Here is a 24,950-nt window from a genome sequence, read left to right as displayed (position 1 = left end):
CTGCCTTTCACTATTTTACCTTTATGCGCTGTACACTGCTCCAGCCGCCATGAATGGTCTTGCCGCCAACTCTTCTGTAGGTTCTCATCCTCACATAATAATATTTTCCTGAGAACAGAGAGCTTATCCTGCGTCTGAGTTTTGTGGACTTATTTATCGTTGCCACCTTATATCTGTCAAATTTCGACGATGTACTGTACTGGATCTGATACCCGCTGACATACCTGACCTTGTTCCATGTTACATCCATCGTCTTTCTGGAATTTGATCTGACCGTTTTCGCCTTGCATCCCGGCATCCTGTACAACCTGACCCCCGCAGTATCATACGAGCTTGCAGAAGTACCCTTGAACGCCTTGACCGTGTATGTATAGTTTCTGTAATTAGTCATATTCTTATCGACAAATGTGAGCGTTCCCGCTGACAGCACCTTGTACTGCTTCCATCCGTTCTGCCCCGGTGCCTTGCGGTATATTTTGTATCCACTCGCGCCCTTTACTTTGTTCCAGGATACCTTCACGCCGGAATATGCATTCTTCACGTTGTACTTCGGCTGGGTAAGTCTGACCAGTGCCTTTGTAGCCGCCGGCTGTCCCTCGGCCGTGCCGTTCACGCCCCTCACCGCATATCTGTATCTGATTCCAGCCGCCGCAGTCTTGTCAGTGTATGTTCTGACTCCTGAACCTTTTATCTCAGCTATACATTTGTATGCGCTTGTCGCAGTTTTCCTGTATATCTTATACCCACTTGCATTATCCGCCGAAGTCCACGACAGTCTCAGTCCATCCTTCGCATTTCCAAGACTTTCCACCGCACAGGTTCCGACCTTTGTCTCCGGATGTTTTCCGCCAAATGTATTAGCAAAATAATCCGCCATGTATGGACAACCGTAACCGTAGTATTTATCCTTTCCCGCTGTTCCCAGATCCACGGAATATGAGATAAGTCTATTCTTCAACTGGTCACTGTCAAGCTCTGGCTCCGCCAGCTTCACGTAGGCCGCCGCCGCTGATATATGCGGAGCCGCCATGGATGTTCCTGAAGTGGAAAACCCATGATTTGTTCCGGTCTTCCACGCCGATGTTATTTTCGTTCCGGGAGCGGAAAAATCTACAGCATTTCCATAGTAAGAATAGCTATCGTCAAATTTCACCGCATCCGTCGATATCCTGTCTGCTGTCTCCTCCGTTCCAGCCTTCTGCATAAGCCCCGACACTGTTATCACATCGCTGCTGTCCGCAGGATATGACACACCTTCCACGTCGCTGATCTCCCAGTTGTTCACAGTGCTGTTCGTATTGCCTGCTGCCACACACATGATGACGCCATCTTCTTTTGCACTTTTTAACAATTCGTCAAGCATCGACCTGGTGTTGTCACTTGCATTTTTACCATAGAAGCAGAAGCTCATATTGATCACGTCCGCACCGCTGTCAAGCGCAGCCATGATTCCCTGCTGTACCGTTGACACTGTGGTTGCTCCCCGGCTTGTGAAACATTTGATGATCGTGAGCTGGACATTGTCCGGTGTCGCATCCGCTATTATGCCCGCCACATGACTTCCATGTCCCATGTTGTCTCCGTAGTCGCTCCGGTCTTCGCCCTCGCAGCAGTTCATACTTCCTTCCTCATTTATCCTGCCTTCAAACAGAGTATCCGAGGAATTAACTCCGGTATCTATGACCGCCACATTTACCTTAGCATTCAGCTTGTACTCCGACACCTCTGCCTTCAGCCTGTCCATTCCCATGTACCTTGTGCCCCAGCTTACAGCCTTATATGTCTCCGATGCGGCAAGCATGGCATCAACGTTCCGCTGTGCAGCATACGAATTTGAATCCAAATCTGAATCCGCCAGCACATCTTCTGAATATATGACCTGATCAAGCATACATTTGTCAGGCTCGTACTCTTCCTGAAGCTTTTCGTATGCCTGTTTCGTCGCTTCCTCGGTATCGTAGCCAAGCACATAGTAATCGTATTTGTCATAACAGATGACTGTTGTCGCGCCATAGGTCTCCGGCACTTCATCTGTATACAATATGATCCTGCGAAGACTGTATATGTCGGCTGACTCACTGCTGTACATTGCCGCTGCGTCGACATCCGCTCCTCTATCCATCACATCGGCCGAGTTTACCACATCAGCTTCGTCCATGGAATCTCTAAGCTCTGACACACTGGTTACGTATTCTACATTTTCATAATCCTGCGCGTACACCTTGGTATATGTGCCAGGTGCTGCCAGCCCACCTGCCAGCACCACACAGGCAATCAGGTACGACCACCTTTTCCTTCTCACCTATATTCCTCCTGTATATAAAAACAGCTCTTTAAACCACATAGTTATCTTTTAGTATAACATAAATGTGCCGCAGATGGTGAGTAATATCTGTAACCCAAAGCCTCCACAGCACATACTTTATATCAGAGGTATATAAACCTCTGACAACACAATACGGAGGTAAAGTAATGGCAACATTCACTAATCAGGCAACTCTGTCATACAACGGAGGATCCACCAATTCCAATATCATAACTGGAGAAATAATTGAAGTCCTCACAGTCTCCAAGACGGCTGTGGTGGACACCTACCGAACACCGGATAAGATCACGTATGTGATAAGTCTCATCAATTCCGGAACTACCACACTCACAGGTCTGTCTCTCACAGATAATCTGGGAGCATATGCAGTGGGAAATACAACAGTATATCCTCTCACATATATTCCGGATTCCATCAGATACTACACCAATGGAACTCTGGTAGCCGCTCCGGCTGTCGGTGCTGCAGCTCCGCTGACACTCACTGGAATCTCCGTTCCAGCGGGCGGAAATGCTACTATTATATATGAGACAACAACAAATGAATTTACACCTAGAGGCAATGAGGATTCCGTGACCAACACTGTTACAGTAACCGGCGCAGGACTTACCAACGCAGTCACTGCAACTGAGTCGATTTCCCCTGTTGCAGCTCCCGATCTCGCCATCACAAAGTCTGTGAGTCCTAGCATAGTTGCAGAGAATGGTCAGATCACTTACACCTTCCTTATAGAGAACTACGGCAACACCGAGGCATCCGCAAGTGACAACGTCATCATCACAGATACCTTCAATCCGATTCTCACCGGAATCACTGTGGCATACAATGGAAATGCATGGACAGCGCCAGCCAGCTATACCTACAATGAAGCAACAGGCGCGTTCGCAACAGTTGCCGGACAGATCACTGTTCCAGCGGCAACATTCACACAGAATACAGCCACGGGAGTCATCACCACAACACCGGGAACGGCAACCGTGACCGTCACAGGAACCATCTAGCTGGCATGAGCCTGTCCGGGTCGACAACCTGACAGCTTTGGGAACATTTCCCACAAAATAGCAAAAAAAAGAAAATTTTGTGCTCAAACTCCCGGATTCCCACTGAAAAGATACACGACTTCTAATCCATGTATCCTTTCCAGGGATTCGGGGGATTTACAGCACAAAATTTTCTCTTTTTTCATAATACCTGAACACAGCCTGACACATCACTCCACATTCTTGAGCGCCTCGTCCATAGGAATCTTCTTTATCCTCTTCATCTGCAACAGTGAGATCACCAGATAGCAGGTAAAGCTGAGCACGAACATGAGTGGGAATATCCATGGTGCCATGTATATCGGCATCCAGCCGCTTAGCATATCTATCAGCATTGCCCTGTATATCACCTTGATCGACAGGTAACTGAGCAGTATATCAAGCAGCGTCACCACCGCAACCATGACAGTTGTGGATGACAGATACAGCTTACTGATCTCCTTTGTGTCATATCCCAGTATCTTAACCATGGATATGGACACCGTGTTCTTCTCCACTATTAGTTTTGTGAGCAGATATACGAGAAGCATGAACATAACAAGTGAAAATACAACCACTATGTAGAACATACCTCCCATGGACTTGGTGAGCTGTCTGGACACCTTTATCATGTCATCCTTTGTGATCTCTGACACTACATGATCCTCTATATCGGTCAGCTTGTCATTCGAGAAATAGCCGGTGAAGTAATCCTCGTCCTTGTCAAATATTTCTCTGAAATCACCCTCTGTCACGAACACCGCAAGGGCTGCCGGATACACCACAGAACCCGTCACCTTGAGCTCATATGTGTCATCAGTATAGCTCTCCTTGAGCTCAAGTTTGTCGCCATCAACTATCTCATATTTGTCTGCGTAGCTGTCAGATACCAGCACATCTCCGTCGTCCAGCTTAACCGGGAAATATTTACTGTCCGAGTGTATTCCATACACCATGATCTCATCATCTATATCTCCGGTCGTCCTTAGCGTCTTCATACAGTAGGTTTCCGCATTATTATTTGCCGTCTCCACCTGTGAATCCAGAACATACTGATGGTCAGCTACCATATTATCCAATATGTCATTCTGATAGTGCTTCAGCATAGGATTCAACATAAGTCCGAACATCAGAAGAACCTGTGCGAAGTAAATTCCAAGAAGCATGACCACATATCCTGGAATGTTCTGAAGTATGACACGGGTCTTGAACCTTGTCATGAACTTCCAGTGAGGCAGCTTCACCGCCTTCTTTCTCTTTGATCTGCTGAGATCATGTCTCAGGAACCTCAGTGGTGAGAGCTTCAGTTTGCTGTTTACCACTAACAGGTTCACAACGATCATGATTATAAGAGGTATGACTGTGGTAAGCACAAATGCATCGGCATTCCAATACGTCACATACTTAGTGAGAGAATAGCTTCCATAGTAAAGCTGCGCACCCATATCCTTAAACACCGAATAGCCCAGCACGTTTCCCACCACTGATGCCATAAATGTAACTATGACAGGAAGTGATATGTAGTGAATAAGCAGCTCGCCCTTCGTATATCCTGAAGCCCTCAATGTTCCAATAACCGACGCTTCCTTTGTCAGAGTGTTGCTGATGGTTACCGCAAATATAAATGCAAGTATAACTATGACGATGTATTCAAACCATTTCATCATATTTGTATCACTGCCAATATCATCCCCTGCAAAGTTGATCGCCTGGTTCTGATACCTTGGAATGTAGTTCTCCACCATAATGCCGTTCATGACCGCCTGTGTATACACAATCTCAAGAAGGTCATCCGCCAGCTTTTTCTCATCGTTCTCCTCATCCGGCATTCCATCATCGTACATCCATGAATACGACCAGGTCTTATTTTTCTCCGGAAGATCATCAAATTCCTCATTTGACACAACCGCAATTCCGAATATCGTGGCATCAAACATGGTGTCATTGTTGTTCTGGAACATGGTACTGTAGTCGGAGAGTGCCACAAATCCGCACACGCTGTATACCTTGTCACCCGCTTTTATATCATCACCGATCTCTATATCGTTGTTCACCGCATACATTCTGTCAATGGCGATCTCATCAGTTCCTGCAGGAAATTCACCATCCATCAGGCACATTTTATTTACATCGTGTCTTGGTGCAAATATCCTCAGTGTCCTTCCCCCATCATCTGCAGCATCATTTTCAGAGTCCTCCGTATCATCTTTTGTCTCTGCATTGCCTTCCACATTACCACTATTGCCATTAGAGTCTGATCCGATCTTACTCATAGGCAGTTCATAATACGACATATCATAGAGCTTCACGCCCTCATCCTCTATATTGCCCTTCATATTGTCTGACGCCTCATCCGACAGATCAAAATGTCCATCCTCCACGTTGTATTTGTCAAATGTATTGTCGTAGGTTTTCTTCATGCTCTCACCTGCAACCATGAAGCCCGACACCATTCCCGTCGTGATGACCATGAACAGGAATATGACTATATATTTTCCAAGCTCTTCCTTCAGTTCTTTTGGAATTCTTCTCCACAATGGATTTCTCATAACAGATCCCCTTTCCTATTGAACATATCCCCTGTCTGCCCAATTACCAGTCAAGCTCTACAGCGGATATCTTGTTCTCATTTACAATGTTGCGTCTTATCATGCCGTCCCTGAGCTTCACAGTCCGGTCCGCCATATTCTTGATGGCATCATTGTGGGTGACCATGATTATTGTGTTGCCATACTTCTGGTTCACATCCTCTATGAGCTTAAGTATCTCCTTGGAAGTGTTGTAGTCAAGGGCACCTGTCGGTTCATCGCAGAGAAGTATATCAGGATTCTTCACGATTGCCCTTCCAATTGAGGTCCTCTGCTGCTGTCCACCCGACAGCTGATTTGGGAGCTTATGTCTGTGCTCATAAAGCCCCAGAGTCTTTAACAGATCATCAACATCAAAAGGATTATCACTAAGGTATGCTCCAACCTCCACATTCTCCTTTACATTGAGATTAGGTATGAGATTATACATCTGGAATACATAACCGAGATGCTTTCTCCTATATCTGGTCAGTGTCTTCTCGTCCATATCACCTGTCTTCTCTCCATCTATGGAGATATAACCGGAATCCGGGCTGTCGATCCCACCTATGATATTGAGCAGAGTTGACTTGCCAGACCCCGATGGGCCAAGCAGCACACAGAACTCGCCCTTTGCGACCTCAAAATCAATTCCTCTAAGTACCTCAGTTCGGTTCTCCCCTGAACCGAAGCTTTTCTTTATCCCACTGATCCTCAAAAAACTGTTGTCTCCCATGATTCTCTCCTTTTCCACATTTTATATTCTCCATAAACGCATCGCATAGCTCTCATGCCGTACGTTGATATTTAAACGCATGATTATATGTTCATATATTTATTAGCACATATGTAGGCTCTGTGTCAACTATATTAGTGATAAATAATATCAAGTATTCTTTTATACACATTTACAGGAGCATTTGGGGATATCCCAGAAAAAAAGAGAAAACCACATTCACATCATATTGATCTGCCTGCTGTTTTCTCTTTTTTTACATCTGATACCACACATGTGGCGATCAGAATCTATATTCTCTTATCTCACAGTTCTTTATGCCAAATGCTGCGAATTCCTCATTTGTCATATCATTGAAATACGACTGTACTATTCTTGATATTCCATTGTGGGCAACCAGAAGATATGTCTTACCGGAATCTTCCGACTCAGCCTTAAGCTCATCTAACAAATTGTACACCCTCTGACACAGATGAACCATGGTCTCTCCACCCTCATAGTGATCCAGAAAATGCGTCTTCGCCTTGGCGAATATAGCGCCGTTTCTGGCTGTTCCCTCGTATTTGCCAAAACACTGCTCACGGAGTCTCTCCTCGGCTCTCATAGGAATTCCTGTTATCTCGGATATATGTCTTGCCGTCTCCGAAGCCCTGACCAGAGGCGAATACAGGATCTCATCTATGTGATAATCTCCATTCTTTATCATCTCACCAAGCTGCTCCGCCTGCTGATGTCCAAGCTCTGTGAGTTCAATATCCGTGGCTCCACATATCTTGTTTTCCACATTCCACACGGTCTGCCCATGGCGGGTGAAGAACAGTCTTGGGCCAAACTTCTCAACAAGCACCGCCTTTGCATCGTCATATCCCTGTGTTATCCTCTTCTCAACACCTTCAGGCGAAAAGTCAAGCATGCCATCTATGGCACCACCAAGAGGAATAGACGGATATATATGTATCATCTCTGCATCATCGTATCTGTCGGTCTTCCTCTCATCGAGATGCACCACGACAAATTTTCTGTAGCCCTCATCATAGAGAGGCTGTATTGGCACATTATCTCCCCCAAGGAAGAAGCCTCCATCATAATACTTTGTCTTGTCTATCGTCTCCATAGGGAATATGACCGGTATGGCTGAAGAAGCAAGAAGTATACGTTCTATCTCCTCCGGTTCCATGCCTGACAGCTGGAATCTCTCAGGAGTAGGCTTGCCCTCCACATTGAGACATGTAGCATAACAGCTCATGTCACTGTTCGACACACCATCAAGTACTGGTGAATTCTCCAGTATGTCCATAAGTCCTTCTCTGGAGAAGAAGCCATCCTTTATCCTCATGCCTTTTGCCACAGCATCCAGTCCTATGCACTCTATTGCACTCTGTATGACTGGATTGTCTATGGTCGTGAGCTTCTCCTTGATGGACTCAAACCATTTGTTCCTGTTGTCCTCGTCTATATCCTTGTTGGACAGTATCCTGTCGTTGGTTATGTCGTACCACATCTGTGTAGCCTTATCCAGATCACCACACGCATACAGTGCCGCGTTCAGCGCACCGACCGAGCTTCCTGACACCGCCTTTATATCGATCACATCTCTGTACTCCTCAAGAGCCTTCCACACTCCGATCTCATAGGAGCCACGGCCACCACCGCCACCGAGCACCAGACCGTATCCTTCCTTAACCGGCACATCCGGCTGCCCGTCCTGACCGCCCAGTTCCGTGTAATGCATCTGCTTCTTCTGCGATATAGTCTCCTCTATCGCCTTATGAAGCTCCCCGGCCTTTTCCTTTATCTCCTCTGTTCTCTCCTGAAGCTCCTGTATAACCTTTTCTTTATCCATATATTAATCCCCCTTACTATTCCATAATAAAGCTGCTCTATCCAATATTGTCATCTGATATATCCACCAATTATGATCATATGTGTGTTTCATTTTAACATGTCAGCAACTATACCCACAACCTTATACTCACTATATTCAGAAGCTTTACCATTTATAGAACATTTATTTACGCTTTATATATTATTTCTTTTATGAACATATTTCTTTAACATCCGATACACAGAATGTACACAGTACCATCTTATTATATATACAGATTGATGAGGACAGCAGATGTGCGACATGCCCAGGCAGCACCAGCGTATCTGCCGTCACTCAAACTAACAACAATCCAATTTAGATAGATGGGAGGCCGGATACCTCACAAGTCCGGTCACAACACCTAAAACCTTCCTTTATAACTTTATAAAAAAGACGGATATCAGACAATGAAACTTTTACCCATTTTCCATTTCTGACATCCGTCTTTTTGTATATATCAATTATTCTACAAGTATTTGTACAAGGCACTGCCACTCTCAGCCCTGCCGATCATGCTAAGTGCGATCCTGTCTCATGGTGTACCACCATTTGAAAACTGCACTTCCTATGATTATCACATATCCTATAATGCTCAGCATGTCAGGGATCTGATCCAGGAATACAAATCCCAATATAGCCGCAAATATGACCTGACTGTAGTCAAATACCGATATCTCCCTGGCTGGAGCCTTCTGGTATGCTGCGGTTATACTGAACTGTCCACCAGCCGCCGCAAGTCCGGCACAGAGCAGGCACACAATCTGCTGCCATGTCATAGGTGCGTGGTCCAATATGATAAATGGAAGCGTCACCAGACATGAGAATACAGAGAAACACATGACTATGACCGGTCCGCGCTCCCCCTGTTTTCCAAGCTTTCTCACATAGGTGTAGGCTATTCCTGCCCCAAGGCCTCCTGCCACACCAACCATGGCATACAGAAAATCCATATGAAACGAAGGTTTTACAACGAACAATGCACCAACGAAAGCCAGCACAACAGATGCCCACTCTACCCGATTTGCCCGTTCCTTCAACACAAAGTATGATGCGATGATAGCAAAGAACGGAGAAAGCTTGTTAAGGATATTGGCATCCGCAATATTCAACTTGTCAATTGCGTAGAAATTACATATCAGCCCCGTCGTTCCACATATGCTTCTCGCCGCGATTCCCGGCCAGCTGCTCTTCTTTATCTTGAATTTCTCCTCAGTCCTCATGAGCATGGCAATGGCCACAACAGCGGCCACTGCATTTCTGAAAAATGCCTTCTGCATAGTTGGCAGATCTCCAGACAGTCTCACGAAGAATGTCATCAGTGAGAAAAAGAACCCTGCCATGATTATGAACAGGATTCCCTTATATTTATCTTTTATTACCAGTATTTTTGCCATTTGATCAACTCCCGATAATGATAAAATGCCATCAGGTCCCGCAGCACTTTATCTATTTGAAAGCATCATCCTTGAGCCCATGCTCATACAGATACTGCTCCCACAGACTGTAATACTGCGCCTGCAAATGTATGTCATCCCAGGTATAGTCCTTTACAAGACCACCCTTGCCATCATCCACAACCGTATTCATATCCAGATAGAAAAGCTTTATTCCATCAGCATATGCAGCTATGGCACCATTCTTGTCATCGATATTGTCATTGTTCACAATATCGTGGCTTGCCGAATAGTCGCTGGATACATGCATGCATCCCATCATAAAGATCACTGCGTCCGGCTGAAGCGCCTGTATCTGGGCCACCGCATCGATATATGTGGATGCGTATGTCTCCGTATCGTAACCCGCCTCATTTATGCCGAGCATGATGTATATCTTTCTGAATTGTTTGCTCTTAAGCAGCTCTGTGAGTGTCTTTGTTCCATTTGAGGCGATCTTCTCACCCATCAGTCCAAATGAAGTAAGGCCCTCCATATATGCAAATTCTGCATTGTCCAGTCCGGAATACAACGCCAGTCCTTCCACTCTGGAATCACCTATAAACAGAGCATCGTCAAAATAAGACTTGTCAACCTTTATATATGGGTACTGGGTCTCAAGAGCGATCTGTGTGAGATCTCTGTAGCAGCTATTTCTTGCCTTTCTCTTCTTAACCTTCTTGTATTGAGTCTGTCTTGTCACCGGAGCAGCCGAACCGCCTGTATCTATGGTTGCTTTTTCCGTAGTTGCCTTTTCGGTGGTCGCTTTCTCTGTAGATTTCTCTGTTGTCTTCTCCGTGGATGCATTCTCAGAAGTCTGCTTCTCCGTGGATTTCACCTCCGTTGTCTGCTCCTCTGCAGCCGCACTGCCCGTGGACTCCGACGTCAGCTCGCTCTTTCCCGGAGCATCCGTGCTTGTTGCGTCAGTTCCGGTTGCCACCCTCTCATCAAGCAGCACAGTCTGGGCCATAGGATGATGAAAGCTGACATCCCATTTATACACGCCAAGCGCAGCTCCCACATAACCGCCTGCGGTAACTATCACGCCGGATATTATGAGTATCGAGAACAGTGGACAGCCTTTTATCATTTGCCATAATTTCTTCATCTGCCCACCTCCTAAAATCTAAAATAAAGGAATGGATTGGAGCCACCCTTTGCTATCTGATATACACAGAACCAGAACAGTGCGAGCATTACAAGCTTGCATACCCAGTTCTTGTAGAATTTCTCTATGAGCTTTCTAGGCCACGGTGTACAGAAGATCACGCAGATCAGCAGTAGCCACCAGTATGTGTGTCCCAGCATGATCAGCTTGTCCATGGCATGTGTGGTGACTGATCCCTCTATGTTCATGCCAAACATTCTCTTCAGGTACAGTCCCAGAAGCTTCAGATCAGATATGTTAAATATTGTCCATGATATCGGTATCAGGAAGAACATGTACACATGGCCAAGAACCTTCACCTTGTCAAATACCTTGCCAAGGAACAGCTTCTCCATGAGAAGGAACACGAACAGGAACAAGCCCCATATCAGGAAATTCCAGTCCGCACCATGCCACAATCCGGTAAACATCCACACAGTGAACATGGCAAGTATCATTCTGAGCTTTCCCTTTCGGTTGCCGCCCATCGGTATGTACACATACTCTCTGAACCAGCGTCCGAGTGTAACATGCCAGCGTCTCCAGAAATCTGTGAGGGAATGTGCCATATAAGGATCGACAAAGTTCTCCGGTATCCTGAAGCCAAGTATAAGGCCAATTCCTATTGCCATCACGGAATAACCCATGAAATCAAACAGGAGCTGGAATGAATATCCCCATGAACCAAGCCATGCGGTCACAGTGTTTATTCCATAAGGGCCAACCGTCTGCACATCGTTCCACAGACTGGCTATCTTATTTGCCAGAAGCACCTTGTACGCAAGTCCCAATACGAACAGTGTCGCACCGCGCTCTATATCGTCCGCCTTGACCTCTCTGTGATCCAGCTCAGGCTTCACCTCATCGTAGTTGACTATAGGGCCGGCTATGAGCTGAGGGAACATGCTCACATATGTTCCGAACTTGATTATACTCTTGTCCGCCTGATACTTGAGCCTGTACACGTCAAATATATACGATGTTATCTGGAACGTATAGAAGCTTATTCCAAGCGGCAGCGTGATCGCCACGCTATCAAATATCTTTGTTCCCGCTGCAGTGTTTATTATCTCTATAAAGAAGTTGATATATTTGAATATGAACAACATTCCAAAATCAAACACCATAGCCACCGCCAGCCAGCAGTTTCTCTCAAATGAACAGTCGATCTCCGAATATACTTCTATATCATAAAAACGCTTGATTCGTCTTGCCACCGAATAGTTAAATATAATAGAAAACATCATCAAGAACACGTATATGGGTTCGCCATACGCGTAGAACACAAGGCTGCCTAAAAGCAGTACAACATTCCTGTACTTCGGCTTTGTCACAAAATAGATAAGCAAAAATAAAGGCAGGAATCTAAATAAGAACTCCATGCTCGAAAAAACCATAATATACTCCTTAAATAAATACTCAGTCCAGTGTGAGTATAAATACTTTTACCACTTATGTCAACCGACACTAATCCTATTTTTTCTTAAAAAAACTATTGTTTTCGACATATTTTCTCACCACCACAACATATGGTACTTCGCCCATATCCACGCCCCTATTAACATAAAAAATGCGTGATCCATATTTCATGAATCACGCATTTTTTCTCTATTCTATATATGATCATATTAAGATCTTATGATATGACACATATCCCTATGCCATGTCTCAGCCTCATCTTACAGATAATCAAGTGGGTTGACATATGAGCCATTCAGGAATACTGAGAAGTGGCAATGTGTACCTGTTGAATATCCTGTTGAACCTGCGTACGCAATGGTCTGTCCCTGTGAAACCACATCGCCAACGCTTACTGCAAGTGATGAGTTGTGAAGGTACATCGTCACAAATCCATTACCGTGATCTATCATAACGTAGTTACCACCACTCTCGCCCCACTCGGCTACCGTTACAACACCTGCATCAGCCGCTGCGATAGGCACTCCGTATGAACATCCTATATCTATACCCATATGATTGGAGCTTGCTCCTGCTGTCGGTGACTCTCTAGGTCCGAAGTAGTCTGTGATAGGTCCTGATACAGGCCATATGAACTGACCTGAACCGGTTGTTGAACCGCCATTGTTACTTCCACTGTTGTCGCTGTCACTGCCTGAGTTATCGCTTCCACCGTTGTTATCCTGCTGCTGTTGTTCAGCTTCTCTCTGCTTACGCTCCTCCTCCAGTCTCTGCTGTTCCTGACGCGCAAGCTCTGCCAGCTTGTCATCCAGCTCTGACTCCTGCTTTGCGTATTCAGCCGCAAGAGCTTTCTGCATCTCAACATCATCACTGTACTTGTTGATCTCCGCATTCTTCTGGCTTATAACATCATCGAGGTCTGCCTGCTTGGTCTCCAGGTCTGCCTTTACCTTCTCTACATCCGCCAGATCATCCTTGAGTGTCTGCTGATACTCTGCTATGTCATTCTTAGTCTTTACCAGCTTGTTGAGCTGCTTCTGGTCATATGTGCTGAGCTGATCAACATACTCAGACTTGTTAAGACTATCCTCAAATGAAGCCGATGACATAAGTGCATCTATGTAAGCAACATCGCCCTCCTCGTAGAGGTACTGTATCCTCTTCTTCATCGCCTCATACTGATTATCCTCACTGACCTGAGCCTCTGCAAGCTTTGTCTGAGTCTCATCTATCTCATTCTGAAGATCCTCAGCCTGCTGTTTCTTCTCCACGATCTGTGTGCTTATATCTGTGGCCTGCTTATCGAGCTCATTTACAGCCGCTGTAAGCTTGTCTACCTTCTTCTGATACTTCTCTGCGTTTGCATTCGCCTCTTCCTGAGCCTGCTGAGCCTCTTCCTTCTGCTGCTCAACATCCTCCTTGGTCTCCTCAGCATGCACGCTGAACACAGGAGCCGCAAATATGGATGTAAACGACATGAGCAGTGCTCCTGTAGTAACCACTGCCACCTGCATACCTTTCTTCTTTATCTTGTATAAATCTATTCTCATCATTCATGCCTCCTAATCGCATTTCATAATGTTATTATCTTTTTGCCCTACTTATCAACATTATAACACATATTGTTCCTAAAAAAGTAATAACAATTTGTGAATTTTTTGTGCATTGCTCTGACCGCATTTAACACTACACTCTCAGGTGCTTTCTTGTGGTAAGAATACTTCCTACCAGACCAACACCGATACCGAGCACAAGTCCGACCGGTACCATAGTCCTGAACAGATCCTGCTGGCTCACAAATGCGAACAGCGTTGTGACAACCTTGAACCTTCCGGCAACGTATGTCAGTATCTTATCGTACATGTAGTACAGAAGGACCAGAGGTATAGCCGAACCGACCGCGCCTATGATCACACCCTCTATGATGAACGGTGCTCTTACAAATACATTTGTCGCACCGATCAGCTTCATGATCCCTATCTCTTCCTTTCGCACTGTGATACCTATGGTGATCGTGTTACTTATAAGGAATATAGATACCAGCATCAGTATCACAACTATTCCTATGGATGCATATCCCACAAGGGATGACAGTGTCGTGATGCTGTCCGCAGTCACGTCAGAACTCTTTACCTTTCTGACTCCTGAAAGGCCCTGGGCAAATGCCACGAACTCCGGCTGTCTTGATACATCCTTGAGTGTGATCTCATATGACGCAGCATTCTTTAACGGGTTATCTCCGCCAAATGCATTCTTTGCAACCTGTGGATCATCGTAGTTCTGATCTGCAAACTTGTCCCATGCCTCATCGGCTGAGATGAAATCCATCGTCTCAACATAATCGACCGTTCTTATCTGTTCACCTATGAGCTGTATGGTCTCATCTGACGCATCCTCGTCGAAGAATACAGATATGGTGACTGTCTTCTCAAGCTCCTGCATACCTGACTGGAAGTTTACAACCACCGCATATATGATTCCGAAAAGGAACAGACATGATATGATGGTTCCCAGTGATGCAAGTGAGAACAGTATGTTTCTTCTTATATTCGCAAAGCCCTGTCTGAGGACATAGAAAAATGTACTAATCTTCATCTATGTAGCCTCCTTCCTTCTCATCACTGATTATAACGCCCTTCTTCAAGGTGATAACTCTCTTCTTCATCTCATTGACGATATCCTTGTTGTGGGTTACCACAACAACTGTGGTTCCTCTCTTGTTAATATCCTCAAGGAGGTTCATGATATCCAGTGAGTTCTTAGGATCAAGGTTTCCTGTAGGCTCGTCCGCCAGTATGATGTCCGGATTGTTGACCAGTGCTCTCGCCATGGCAACTCTCTGCTGCTCACCACCTGAGAGCTCCTTCGGGTATGATTTGTATTTGTCTGCAAGTCCAACCAGCGTCAGCATGGCCGGAACTCGTCTTCTGATATATCTCGCCGGGGTCTGGATGACTCTCTGTGCAAATGCGACATTCTCGTATATAGTCCTGTCCTTGAGAAGTCTAAAGTTCTGGAACACAACCCCTATCCTTCTTCTGACCTTCGGTATATCCTTCCTCTTGATCTTGCCGTAGTCGTATCCGGCAACAGTGATATTGCCCTCCGTAGGATCGAGCTCCTTGAGCAGAAGCCTGAACAGAGTGGTCTTGCCCGAACCACTGCTTCCAACGATAAATACGAACTCGCCTTTCTCTATATTAATATTGACATTCTTGAGTGCCTGATTGCCCCCAGGATATGTCATACTCACGTTCTCTAATTCAATCATAATATCTGTAGTCTCCTTCGACCTGTATCTTTATTTTTCTCCCCTTTACTCAATCCAAGCAGAATTGTAACAATTCTGTAACATTTTGTCAAGTGCTGACATATATTACATATCTTAAGTTTATTTTGGAAATTTCACTATTCAAATTGACCTTAGTGTAAATAAACTTTATAATATTTAACTAAGAAAAAATATGGGAGGATTATTACTTATGGATAATCAAAAAGAAGCCATTCGTGATGCACGTAAGCTTGGAATTCCAAAGATGCTTTTACTTGGATTCCAGCATATGTTTGCCATGTTTGGTGCAACAATTCTTGTTCCGCTTCTCGTAAACGGATACTTCGAGGGTCAGGGACTCTCAATTCAGGTAACTCTTGTATGTGCCGGTCTTGGAACACTGTTCTTCCACTTATGCACTAAGCTTAAGGTACCTGCATTTCTCGGTTCTTCATTTGCATTTCTGGGAGGTTTCTCCACAGTTGCAGACCTTAAAACAGGCATATTCAAGGACATGCCAATGGGCGAAAAGCTTCCATATGCATGTGGCGGTATTGTGGTTGCAGGACTTCTGTATCTGATACTTGCACTGATCGTCAAGCTTGTCGGCGTGAAGCGTGTCATGAGATTCCTTCCACCAGTGGTTACCGGACCTATCATCATATGTATCGGTCTGAGCCTCGCACCATCAGCTATATCAAACGCATCCACTAACTGGCTGCTTGCATTTATCGCACTGGCTGTTGTCATTGTGTTCAACATCTGGGGCAAGGGCATGTTCAAGATCATACCTATCCTCATGGGTGTACTTATCTCATATGGCGTTGCACTCATACTTCACTTCTGTGGTATGACCAACCCTGATGGTTCAGCAATACTCAGCTTTTCTGGAGTTTCAGACGCACATTTTCTCGGTCTGCCACCTTTCCAGATCTGTAAATTTAACTTAACTGCCATACTTGTCATGGCTCCTATCGCCATCGCTTCCATGATGGAGCATATAGGTGATATATGTGCCATATCAGCAACTGTAGATCAGAATTTCCTTGAGGATCCAGGTCTCCACAGAACACTTATCGGTGACGGTCTGGCAACATCTCTCTCCGCACTCTTTGGCGGTCCTGCCAACACAACCTACGGAGAGAACACAGGAGTTCTCGAGCTCAGCCGCGTTCACGATCCAAGAGTTATACGACTGGCTGCCATTTTTGCAGTCATCCTCGGTTTCATACCTAAGGTTGCAGAAGTCATCCGCTCAATGCCTTTCGCCATCATTGGCGGCATAAGCTTCATCCTCTACGGAATGATCTCAGCCATAGGTGTAAGAAATGTGGTTGAGAACCACGTAGACTTCACGAAGTCAAGAAACCTGATCATCGCAGCCGTTATCATGGTATGTGGACTTGGTTTCAAAAATGGCCTTACATTCACGATCGGAGGCACAACTATCACTCTTACAGGACTTGCCCTCGCAGCTATATTCGGCATCCTGCTGAATGCTATACTGCCTGGTAACGACTATACATTTGGTGAGAACACCAAGGGTGATGTAAGCCGTGGACTTGGAATGAATCCACAGAACTCTGACATTGAGGCATAATAATTATCTGTATATTATTTATTAGGAGGTTACACAATATGACAGATTACACAGTTATGACACATCCACTTATTCAGCATAAGATTTCAAAGCTCAGAGATAAGAACACCGGAACTGCCGAATTCCGTGCACTTGTTGAAGAGATCGCCATGCTCATGGGATATGAGGCTCTGAAAGATCTTCCTACCGAGGATGTATGTATAGAGACTCCTATCGAGGAATGCATGACTCCGGTCATCGCAGGAAGAAATCTTGCGATCGTACCTATTCTCCGTGCAGGACTTGGAATGGTCAGTGGACTTCAGGCTCTGGTTCCTACAGCCAAGATCGGACACATCGGTCTGTACAGAGACGAGGAGACTCATGAACCTCATGAGTACTACTGCAAGCTCCCTGATCCTATCGATGAGAGACTTATAGTTGTCACGGATCCTATGCTTGCAACCGGAGGATCAGCTGTTGCTGCCGTTGATTTCATCAAGCAGCACGGCGGTAAGCATATCAAGTTCATGTCGATCATCGCTGCACCGCAGGGAATTGAGAGACTTCTCAAGGCTCATCCTGACATCCAGCTATACGTTGGTCATGTTGACCGCGAGCTGAACGAGAACGCTTACATCTGCCCAGGACTTGGCGATGCCGGCGACAGAATCTTCGGAACAAAGTAAGATCTTTCAGACATGATATTTATACCAGCATAGACATGCCGCAGCCCAGCACATATACTGGGCTGCGGCATGTCTTCTCTTCCCAACATTTTCACACTTCTAACATTTTTATTAAGAATTCTTTTTCGATATCCATTTGCAGGCCTTTCATGTTATCATATAGAGACTGGAGGTCTTTTTTATGGAATCACAGAAGAGATATACGAAAAAACAGAGAACACTGGACATTATCGAGAGGCTGAAGAAGGAATATCCTGACACAGTATGCACCCTCGATACTTCACACGCATGGCAGCTTCTTGTCAGTGTCCGCCTGGCGGCGCAGTGCACTGATGCAAGGGTGAATGTGGTAGTCCAGGATTTATTTGCCAAATATCCAGGAGTAAAAGAACTGGCTGCTGCCGATGTCAGTGACATCGAGGCCATTGTGAGACCTTGCGGACTGGGGAAGAGCAAGGCCAGAGATATTAGTGCATGTATGAATATGCTTGTTGATTCCTATGATTGCCAGGTTCCTGACAGTCTTGATGAGCTGCTTAAGCTCCCCGGCGTAGGCCGCAAGAGCGCAAACCTCATCATGGGTGATATCTACGGCAAACCTGCCATTGTAACAGATACCCACTGTATACGCCTTGTCAACCGAATGGGACTGGTTGACGGGATAAAAGATCCGAAGAAGGTTGAGATGGAACTGTGGAAGCTTGTACCTCCAGATGAGAGCAATGACTTCTGTCACAGGCTGGTGGATCACGGCAGATCCGTGTGCACAGCCAGAACGAAGCCACATTGCGACGCATGTTGTCTAAGCGACATATGCAAAAAGATCATCTGATTTATCATACAAACGGAAAGGAGTTACTTATATGGAGTATATGGAGAATCTGACAGAATACGTGGAGAAGCAGGCTTCTCTCTGTCAGCAGCATGATGTGATAGACAAAGAGCTCTATGCCAGATACGGAGTAAAAAGAGGACTGCGTGATGAGAATGGGCAGGGAGTTCTGACCGGTCTTACCAATATATCACAGATCATAGCATTTAAGGATGTGGATGGCCAGAAGGTTCCGTGTGACGGACAGTTATTGTACAGAGGCTATGATGTACAGGATCTCGTAAAAGGCGGCAAAGGAAAACGCCATATATTTGAGGAAGCTGCTTATCTTCTTCTCTTCGGAGAACTGCCTACCGAGGCTCAGCTCTCAGAATTCAGCAGTGTCATCGCCGAGTCCATGAACCTGCCGACCAACTTTACCCGTGATGTCATCATGAAAGCACCTAGTGTGGATATAATGAACTCCATGACAAGAAGTGTGCTGACTCTGGCTTCATACGATAATCAGGCTACCAACCTGGATATAGACAATGTTCTCAGACAGTGTATCGGTCTCATCGGAACATTTCCTATGATGGCTGTGTATGGTTATCACGCATACAACCATTATGAGAACGACGGAAGTATGTACATTCACAGACCTGACAAGGATGCTTCCGTGGCTGAAAACATCCTCAGGATGCTCAGGCCTGACATGAAGTATACCGAGCTTGAGGCAAGAGTTCTTGACATAGCACTTCTGCTTCACATGGAGCACGGCGGTGGTAACAATTCCACATTCACCACAAGAGTTGTAACGTCATCCGGCTCTGACACATACTCTGCCATTGCCGCCGCCCTTTCATCCCTCAAGGGAAGGAAGCATGGTGGTGCCAACCTGCAGGTTATGAACATGATGGACGATATCAAGGAGCACATAAAGGATTACCATGACGAAGAGGCCATAGAGGCATATCTGGATAAGCTGCTGAACAAGCAAGCCTACGACCACAAGGGACTCATCTATGGTATGGGCCATGCCGTTTACTCACTGTCAGACCCAAGAGAAAAAGTATTCAAGTCATTTGTCGAACAGCTTGCCGCTGCCAAGGGCAGGGACGAGGATATGACTCTGTACAACAACATTGAGAAGATCGCGCCAAAGCTCATCGCCAAGGAACGCAAGATATACAAGGGTGTCAGCCCTAACGTAGACTTCTACAGCGGATTCGTGTATGAGATGCTCGGAATTCCTAGGGAGCTCTACACACCGCTCTTTGCAGTGGCACGTATAGTTGGATGGAGCGCTCACAGAATCGAGGAGCTTGTCACCACGGACAAGATCATCAGACCGGCATATAAGAGTCTGGTTAAGTATAGAGAATATGTAGACAGAGACGCCAGATAGTCAATGTGTTTTCAATAACCTTAAAGCCCTGTCAGACTTAACATTCATATGTATCCATAATATGAGACCCATATGAATGTTAAGTCTGACAGGGCTTTATGTTTTTCCTGTTTCTAGTTTGTATCCCCACTTCAATTCAGATCCCAATTAAAATATCCGGGATACATATCACAGACAATTATTTGATCTTCTCAATGAAATCGAGAAGATCATACTTGGATATAGCTCCGACACTCCTCGATGCCTCAACACCATTCTTGTACAGTATCAATGTCGGAACACTGAACACCTTATTGGCAGCCGCAAGTCCAGGATTCTCATCCACGTCCACACTGAAGAAATCCACTTCACCATTCAGTTCATCTGCAACCGTGTGAAATACCGGTGCCATCATCTTGCATGGTCCGCACCATGTTGCTGAGAAATCCGCAACCGCCACACCGCATGCCTTTATATCTTCAAAATTATCGCCTTTTACCGTTTTTACCATACTAATCATCCTCCATTCTATTGTGATGAACACACGCATCATGCTGTGTTCCACACACATCTGTATATTTTCATTTCATAAACATTCCAGATAATATCTGCTAATATTCTGCCCTTATGTTCAGCTATCTACTCATGATTTATACGTACATTTTGTCATATTCTGTCGGCCCGGTCAACAATTCTTACAGATTATTTTTATTATTTAAAATCATCTTTTAACTACAAAACTGCCCTCCTCACTAATGTTCCGGAATCCCGGGTACTCATCACAGTGAAGAGGGCAGCTTTATTTTATATTCTATATGATTCTACGCTTCGATCATCAATATAATTCTATGCTCCGATCATCAATCCAGCAGCTTCTTCATACTGTCAAGACTTATGAGAAGCGTCGATGAATTGTGAAGCAGTGCTGATGTGGTTGGCTGGATAACTCCCATCACGCCCAGGATGATAAGTCCTGTGTTGATGGTCACTATCTTGCGATAGTTCCTGTTGATCCTGCTCATCAGCTTATTACTGAGTTCCTTAAGTGTTACGAGCTCGTACAGATTGTCCGCACTGACAGTTATATCTGCGATCTCTCTGGCAATCTCCGCGCCATCACTTACGGCAATTCCAGCATCGGATGCCGACAGTGCAGGTGAGTCATTGATTCCATCTCCCACCATGATGACCTTTCGACCCGCAGTCTTCTCAGCCTCGACAAACTTTGCCTTGTCCTCAGGAAGGACCTCTGAGTAATACTCATCCACCCCTACCTGCTCTGCAATAGCCTTGGCCGTTCTGTCACTGTCTCCTGTCATCATGACAACCTTCTTGATTCCCAGCTTCTTGAGCCTTGAAACAACCTCGGCCGACTCAGGTCTGACCGGATCCTTGATGGATATGACTGCTGCCAGCCTGCCATCGATTCCCATGAACAGATGTGAATGAGTCTTGGACAACGACTCGTACAGCTCTATCTTATCCTCAGGTATCACACAGCCCTCATCCTCAAATACGAAATGATAGCTTCCTATGACAACCTTCTTGCCGTCTATGCTTGATGAGATACCGTGAGCCACAACATACTCAACCTTGGAGTGCATCTCCTCATGCTCCAGCCCCTTGGCTGCAGCTCCTGCCACAACCGCTCTTGCCATGGAATGAGGGAAATGCTCCTCCAGACATGCAGCTATCCTGAGCAGTTCATCAGGATCTCTTCCGTCAAATGATACGACGCGTACAAGCGTAGGTGATGCCTTTGTAAGTGTTCCTGTCTTGTCAAATACTATCGTGTCTGCATCAGCTACAGCCTCCAGGAATTTGCCGCCCTTGACTGTGAGGTGATGCTTGTTTGCCTCCTGTATAGCAGACAATACCGCTATAGGCATGGACATCTTCAGTGCACATGAATAGTCGACCATGAGCACCGCAAGTGTCTTGGTGATATTCCTTGTTAAAAGGTATGTGAGGATAGTTCCACCGAGAGTCCATGGCACAAGACCATCTGCAAGATGCTCTGCCTTGCTCTCAAGTCCTGACTTAAGCTTCTCAGACTCCTCTATCATCGCAACAACTTTATCATATCTGCTGGTCTTACCAGTCTTTACAACTCTGACTACCAGCTCACCTTCCTCAACAACTGTACCTGCATATGCACTGTCTCCGTGTCCCTTGTGGACCGGTACTGACTCTCCGGTGAGGGATGCCTGATTGACCATGCCCTCGCCCTGATCCACAACACCGTCAAATGGAATGACATTGCCCATATGAACCACTACCAGATCATCCTTTGCGATCTTCGCACTGTCCATAAGTACATCACAATCATCCACACGCACCCATACCTTATTGATATTGAGTGACATGCTTCTTGCCAGTCCATCCACCGACTTCTTATGTGTCCACTCCTCAAGGATCTCACCGATCTCCAGAAGGAACATGACTGATCCCGCTGTCGCGAAATCATTTGTCAGAATGGATGCTGTTATGGCTGTTGCATCGAGAACCGGCACCTCAAGCTTCCTGTTCGCAAGACACTTGAGCCCCTTGCCTATATACTTGAGAGCTTTGACGGATGTCAGACAATACCGAAGCGGCATTGGCATGATCCATTTCTTGGTCATGTACCAGGCGGTCTTCCAAAACAGCTTGTCCTCATACTGTCTGTTCATGACTCTGCCTGATGTCTCTGTGAGATCCGCCGGAACCTCCACCCTGTCATATCCAAACTGTCTCAGCGCATCTATCACCGCTGCACGGTCACCATCATATATGATGATCGCGTCACAGGTTCTGTCGTGCACCTTGACCTCTTCCACTGCCTCACAGTTCTCCAGATAATACTGAAGTATGTCGGCCTGTGCCATGGTCATGCGGCTCTGTGCCATGTGTATACGCAGACGATTCTTTGTTTCATTTAAAATAGAAAACTTCAAGATCTTCGCCTCTTTCTTATGTTTTGTCTTATACTGATTACTCTTCTACAGTCTCTGCTGCATCAGCGCTCTCAGCCTCTGTGCACTCAGTATCCTCAAAGTCAGCCTCTGCTGCCTTCTGTGCTCTTGCCTCGTTGATATCCTTTGCTCCTGCGTAGATATCACCACAGTTCTCCTGGATAGTATTTGCTGTCTTCATGACACAGTCCTTTGCTCTAAGAACACCAGCTGTACAATGTGTATATACGTTCTTTGCATCCTTGCTTGAGAGAACCTTGATACCAGCTGTTCCAAATAATACTCCACCTGCAAATATTCCAAGCTTCTTCCAGTTTACCTTCTTTAATGCCTTCATCATGATTTTGTCCTCCTTGATTATATATTTATTCTGATTAATGATATGACCACTTATACGCAAGGTGGATTATATGACAGGCTTCGCCGTGATTCGATTTTTCTAATCACGGTTTGTTCAATCAAACTCTCCTTAACGTAAAAATGCATTCTCGATCTTCGTACTGTAGAAAGAGTCTGCATCTGTTTCGTGGCTTTTTATTTGCTGTAAGTATAGCACTGCCCCGGCGTTAGTCCAATATAACATTCGCAATTTAAATGACTTTTTTTCTCAATAAGTATCAACAAGCTATCTTACACTTGTGACATTTTGTAAGGTTGCTTTTTTTCCTTCTATATACTATCTTATTACTATTGGCAAAGTCATATATACAAAGGAGATTCCATGTATGGATAATTTCAATATCAAAAGTATTCTGGTAATATTATTTTTATTTTTCATAGGATGCGTCATGGGCTGGTGCATTGAAGTCATATTCAGAAAGTTCTTCTCCAAGAGCAACCCAAGCCACAAATGGATCAACCCGGGATTCCTCATCGGACCTTACCTGCCTCTCTACGGTTCAGGCCTGGTGGTGCTGTATCTCCTGTCCCTGATCCATATAGATGCTGTTGACGCCCATCCTGTTTTGCAAAAGGTTCTGGTGGTACTGATCATGGCCATCGCCATGACCGTTGTGGAATACATTGCCGGACGTATATTTATAATAGGAATGAACATCAAGCTGTGGGACTACTCAGATGAGTGGGGCAATATACAGGGCATCATATGTCCGCTGTTCTCATTCTTCTGGGGTGTGATCGCGGCACTGTACTATTTCTTCCTCCATCCACACATACTGAACGCTGTGTACTGGCTGGCGGATCACCTGACATTCTCCTTCTTCATCGGTTTCTTCTACGGGGTATTCGTGATCGACTGTGTTGTATCATTCAACCTGATGAGCAAGGTGAAGAAATTTGCGAAAGAGAATGATCTTATTGTCCGTGTTGAGGAACTCAAGTCCCGACTGGCTCTGGATCGTGAGAAGTTCAAGGAGAAGCCAAGCTTCCTTCTCTCTCTTCACGATACAGCATCGATCAAACGAGCATTTGAGAATAACCCTGAAAGCTTCTCCATAACAAAGAAGATCAAACTGAAGGCTGAGGAGCTTACAGAGAACGTAAAGGAAAAAAGCGCTGTGATAAGTGAAAATCTCAAGGAAAAGAGCGAGGTGATCACCGAGGGTATCAAGGCTGCCGGAACTGAGGCAAAGGCCCGCATAGGCGAGACGCTGAATCGAAATGATTCATCAGATGTGGCCGACACAGATCTGTTCGACAATTCCCACAGGGACATAACAGAACACAAGAATGAAAAATAATATCATTCTAAGCATATAACAAAAGCAAAAATACCATGTACAGGC

At 45.4% G+C, this 24,950-nt stretch carries 19 protein-coding genes and 1 pseudogene; 6 read left to right on the top strand and 14 right to left on the bottom strand.

Annotated features, from left to right (window positions below; translation table 11 throughout):
• Window positions 1–10: 10 nt before the first annotated feature.
• Complete coding sequence (locus tag ARA78_RS09555; RefSeq protein WP_055273173.1) at window positions 11–2,302, bottom strand: S8 family serine peptidase; 2,292 nt, start codon at window positions 2,300–2,302, stop codon at window positions 11–13.
• A gap of 170 nt (window positions 2,303–2,472) precedes the next feature.
• Here ARA78_RS09555 and ARA78_RS09550 point away from each other — a divergent pair, with 170 nt between their 5' ends.
• Complete coding sequence (locus ARA78_RS09550) at window positions 2,473–3,327, top strand: hypothetical protein (protein ID WP_055273175.1); 855 nt, start codon at window positions 2,473–2,475, stop codon at window positions 3,325–3,327.
• A gap of 209 nt (window positions 3,328–3,536) precedes the next feature.
• On the opposite strand, the gene ARA78_RS09545 is transcribed toward ARA78_RS09550, so the two are convergent.
• From ARA78_RS09545 to ftsE, 10 genes and pseudogenes are all read right to left on the bottom strand, one after another.
• Entirely contained in the window at window positions 3,537–5,894 is a 2,358-nt protein-coding gene (locus ARA78_RS09545) for an ABC transporter permease (protein ID WP_055280452.1), read from the bottom strand.
• Between the two features lie 43 nt (window positions 5,895–5,937).
• Complete coding sequence (locus ARA78_RS09540; protein ID WP_055280474.1) at window positions 5,938–6,648, bottom strand: ABC transporter ATP-binding protein; 711 nt, start codon at window positions 6,646–6,648, stop codon at window positions 5,938–5,940.
• A gap of 283 nt (window positions 6,649–6,931) precedes the next feature.
• Window positions 6,932–7,495, bottom strand: a complete 564-nt coding sequence (locus tag ARA78_RS14570) for a histidine phosphatase family protein (RefSeq protein ID WP_334290611.1) — start codon at window positions 7,493–7,495, stop codon at window positions 6,932–6,934.
• A 201-nt stretch (window positions 7,496–7,696) separates the two neighbouring features.
• Window positions 7,697–8,380, bottom strand: a pseudogene (locus ARA78_RS14565) (patatin-like phospholipase family protein); the annotation flags it as partial.
• A 650-nt stretch (window positions 8,381–9,030) separates the two neighbouring features.
• Entirely contained in the window at window positions 9,031–9,909 is an 879-nt protein-coding gene (locus ARA78_RS09530) for a DMT family transporter (protein ID WP_082423622.1), read from the bottom strand.
• 52 nt (window positions 9,910–9,961) lie between these two features.
• The gene (locus ARA78_RS09525; RefSeq protein ID WP_022217257.1) at window positions 9,962–11,056 is read right to left on the bottom strand and encodes a GDSL-type esterase/lipase family protein; all 1,095 of its coding nucleotides are present in this window, start codon (window positions 11,054–11,056) and stop codon (window positions 9,962–9,964) included.
• An 11-nt stretch (window positions 11,057–11,067) separates the two neighbouring features.
• A complete protein-coding gene (locus tag ARA78_RS09520; RefSeq protein WP_242849706.1) occupies window positions 11,068–12,477 on the bottom strand; it encodes an MBOAT family O-acyltransferase in 1,410 nt (469 codons plus the stop codon).
• 297 nt (window positions 12,478–12,774) lie between these two features.
• Window positions 12,775–14,067 carry a murein hydrolase activator EnvC family protein gene (locus ARA78_RS09515; RefSeq protein ID WP_022217255.1) on the bottom strand — a complete coding sequence of 431 codons (1,293 nt, stop codon included), beginning with the start codon at window positions 14,065–14,067 and terminating at the stop codon, window positions 12,775–12,777.
• Window positions 14,068–14,200: 133 nt separating this feature from the next.
• Entirely contained in the window at window positions 14,201–15,109 is a 909-nt protein-coding gene (gene ftsX, locus ARA78_RS09510) for a permease-like cell division protein FtsX (protein ID WP_015533677.1), read from the bottom strand.
• Window positions 15,099–15,785, bottom strand: a complete 687-nt coding sequence (ftsE, locus tag ARA78_RS09505; protein ID WP_022216898.1) for a cell division ATP-binding protein FtsE — start codon at window positions 15,783–15,785, stop codon at window positions 15,099–15,101. The genes ftsX and ftsE overlap by 11 nt, the downstream gene beginning before the upstream one ends.
• 211 nt (window positions 15,786–15,996) lie before the next feature.
• Here ftsE and ARA78_RS09500 point away from each other — a divergent pair, with 211 nt between their 5' ends.
• The 4 genes from ARA78_RS09500 (at window position 15,997) to ARA78_RS09485 (ending at window position 20,272) form a co-directional block, all read left to right on the top strand.
• Window positions 15,997–17,385: a uracil-xanthine permease family protein gene (locus ARA78_RS09500; RefSeq protein WP_015533676.1), complete on the top strand. Its 1,389-nt coding sequence runs from the start codon at window positions 15,997–15,999 to the stop codon at window positions 17,383–17,385.
• Between the two features lie 38 nt (window positions 17,386–17,423).
• On the top strand, window positions 17,424–18,053 hold the full coding sequence (gene upp, locus ARA78_RS09495; RefSeq protein WP_015533675.1) for a uracil phosphoribosyltransferase: 630 nt from the start codon (window positions 17,424–17,426) through the stop codon (window positions 18,051–18,053).
• A 181-nt stretch (window positions 18,054–18,234) separates the two neighbouring features.
• The gene (locus tag ARA78_RS09490) at window positions 18,235–18,885 is read left to right on the top strand and encodes an endonuclease III domain-containing protein (RefSeq protein ID WP_015533674.1); all 651 of its coding nucleotides are present in this window, start codon (window positions 18,235–18,237) and stop codon (window positions 18,883–18,885) included.
• 40 nt (window positions 18,886–18,925) lie between these two features.
• Window positions 18,926–20,272, top strand: a complete 1,347-nt coding sequence (locus tag ARA78_RS09485) for a citrate/2-methylcitrate synthase (RefSeq protein ID WP_055146778.1) — start codon at window positions 18,926–18,928, stop codon at window positions 20,270–20,272.
• 178 nt (window positions 20,273–20,450) lie between these two features.
• Here the strand turns inward: ARA78_RS09485 and trxA are convergent, their stop codons facing one another.
• From trxA to ARA78_RS09470, 3 genes are all read right to left on the bottom strand, one after another.
• Window positions 20,451–20,762 carry a thioredoxin gene (trxA, locus tag ARA78_RS09480; RefSeq protein ID WP_022217252.1) on the bottom strand — a complete coding sequence of 104 codons (312 nt, stop codon included), beginning with the start codon at window positions 20,760–20,762 and terminating at the stop codon, window positions 20,451–20,453.
• A 349-nt stretch (window positions 20,763–21,111) separates the two neighbouring features.
• Window positions 21,112–23,187 (bottom strand): heavy metal translocating P-type ATPase, encoded by a 2,076-nt coding sequence (locus tag ARA78_RS09475; protein ID WP_055280450.1) that lies wholly within the window; start codon window positions 23,185–23,187, stop codon window positions 21,112–21,114.
• Window positions 23,188–23,224: 37 nt separating this feature from the next.
• Window positions 23,225–23,545, bottom strand: a complete 321-nt coding sequence (locus tag ARA78_RS09470; RefSeq protein ID WP_022217250.1) for a DUF6110 family protein — start codon at window positions 23,543–23,545, stop codon at window positions 23,225–23,227.
• 385 nt (window positions 23,546–23,930) lie between these two features.
• Here ARA78_RS09470 and ARA78_RS09465 point away from each other — a divergent pair, with 385 nt between their 5' ends.
• Window positions 23,931–24,905 carry a putative ABC transporter permease gene (locus tag ARA78_RS09465; protein WP_055280449.1) on the top strand — a complete coding sequence of 325 codons (975 nt, stop codon included), beginning with the start codon at window positions 23,931–23,933 and terminating at the stop codon, window positions 24,903–24,905.
• Window positions 24,906–24,950: the final 45 nt, after the last annotated feature.

This window comes from Coprococcus eutactus, assembly GCF_001404675.1.
Taxonomy (GTDB): Bacteria; Bacillota; Clostridia; order Lachnospirales; family Lachnospiraceae; genus Coprococcus; species Coprococcus aceti.
Note: the sequence above shows the minus strand (reverse complement) of the source record. Positions and strands in the feature narration are given on the sequence as shown.

Bases quoted from the DNA above. Each gene is read 5' to 3' on its own strand.
- ARA78_RS09530 (WP_082423622.1), bottom strand. From the start codon at position 9,909: ATGGCAAAAATACTGGTAATAAAAGATAAATATAAGGGAATCCTGTTC.
- trxA (WP_022217252.1), bottom strand. From the start codon at position 20,762: ATGGTAAAAACGGTAAAAGGCGATAATTTTGAAGATATAAAGGCATGC.
- ARA78_RS09520 (WP_242849706.1), bottom strand. From the start codon at position 12,477: ATGGAGTTCTTATTTAGATTCCTGCCTTTATTTTTGCTTATCTATTTT.
- upp (WP_015533675.1), top strand. From the start codon at position 17,424: ATGACAGATTACACAGTTATGACACATCCACTTATTCAGCATAAGATT.
- ARA78_RS09500 (WP_015533676.1), top strand. From the start codon at position 15,997: ATGGATAATCAAAAAGAAGCCATTCGTGATGCACGTAAGCTTGGAATT.
- ARA78_RS09515 (WP_022217255.1), bottom strand. From the start codon at position 14,067: ATGATGAGAATAGATTTATACAAGATAAAGAAGAAAGGTATGCAGGTG.
- ftsE (WP_022216898.1), bottom strand. From the start codon at position 15,785: ATGATTGAATTAGAGAACGTGAGTATGACATATCCTGGGGGCAATCAG.
- ARA78_RS09545 (WP_055280452.1), bottom strand. From the start codon at position 5,894: ATGAGAAATCCATTGTGGAGAAGAATTCCAAAAGAACTGAAGGAAGAG.
- ARA78_RS09485 (WP_055146778.1), top strand. From the start codon at position 18,926: ATGGAGAATCTGACAGAATACGTGGAGAAGCAGGCTTCTCTCTGTCAG.
- ARA78_RS09490 (WP_015533674.1), top strand. From the start codon at position 18,235: ATGGAATCACAGAAGAGATATACGAAAAAACAGAGAACACTGGACATT.
- ARA78_RS09470 (WP_022217250.1), bottom strand. From the start codon at position 23,545: ATGATGAAGGCATTAAAGAAGGTAAACTGGAAGAAGCTTGGAATATTT.
- ARA78_RS09550 (WP_055273175.1), top strand. From the start codon at position 2,473: ATGGCAACATTCACTAATCAGGCAACTCTGTCATACAACGGAGGATCC.
- ARA78_RS09525 (WP_022217257.1), bottom strand. From the start codon at position 11,056: ATGAAGAAATTATGGCAAATGATAAAAGGCTGTCCACTGTTCTCGATA.
- ftsX (WP_015533677.1), bottom strand. From the start codon at position 15,109: ATGAAGATTAGTACATTTTTCTATGTCCTCAGACAGGGCTTTGCGAAT.
- ARA78_RS09540 (WP_055280474.1), bottom strand. From the start codon at position 6,648: ATGGGAGACAACAGTTTTTTGAGGATCAGTGGGATAAAGAAAAGCTTC.
- ARA78_RS09465 (WP_055280449.1), top strand. From the start codon at position 23,931: ATGGATAATTTCAATATCAAAAGTATTCTGGTAATATTATTTTTATTT.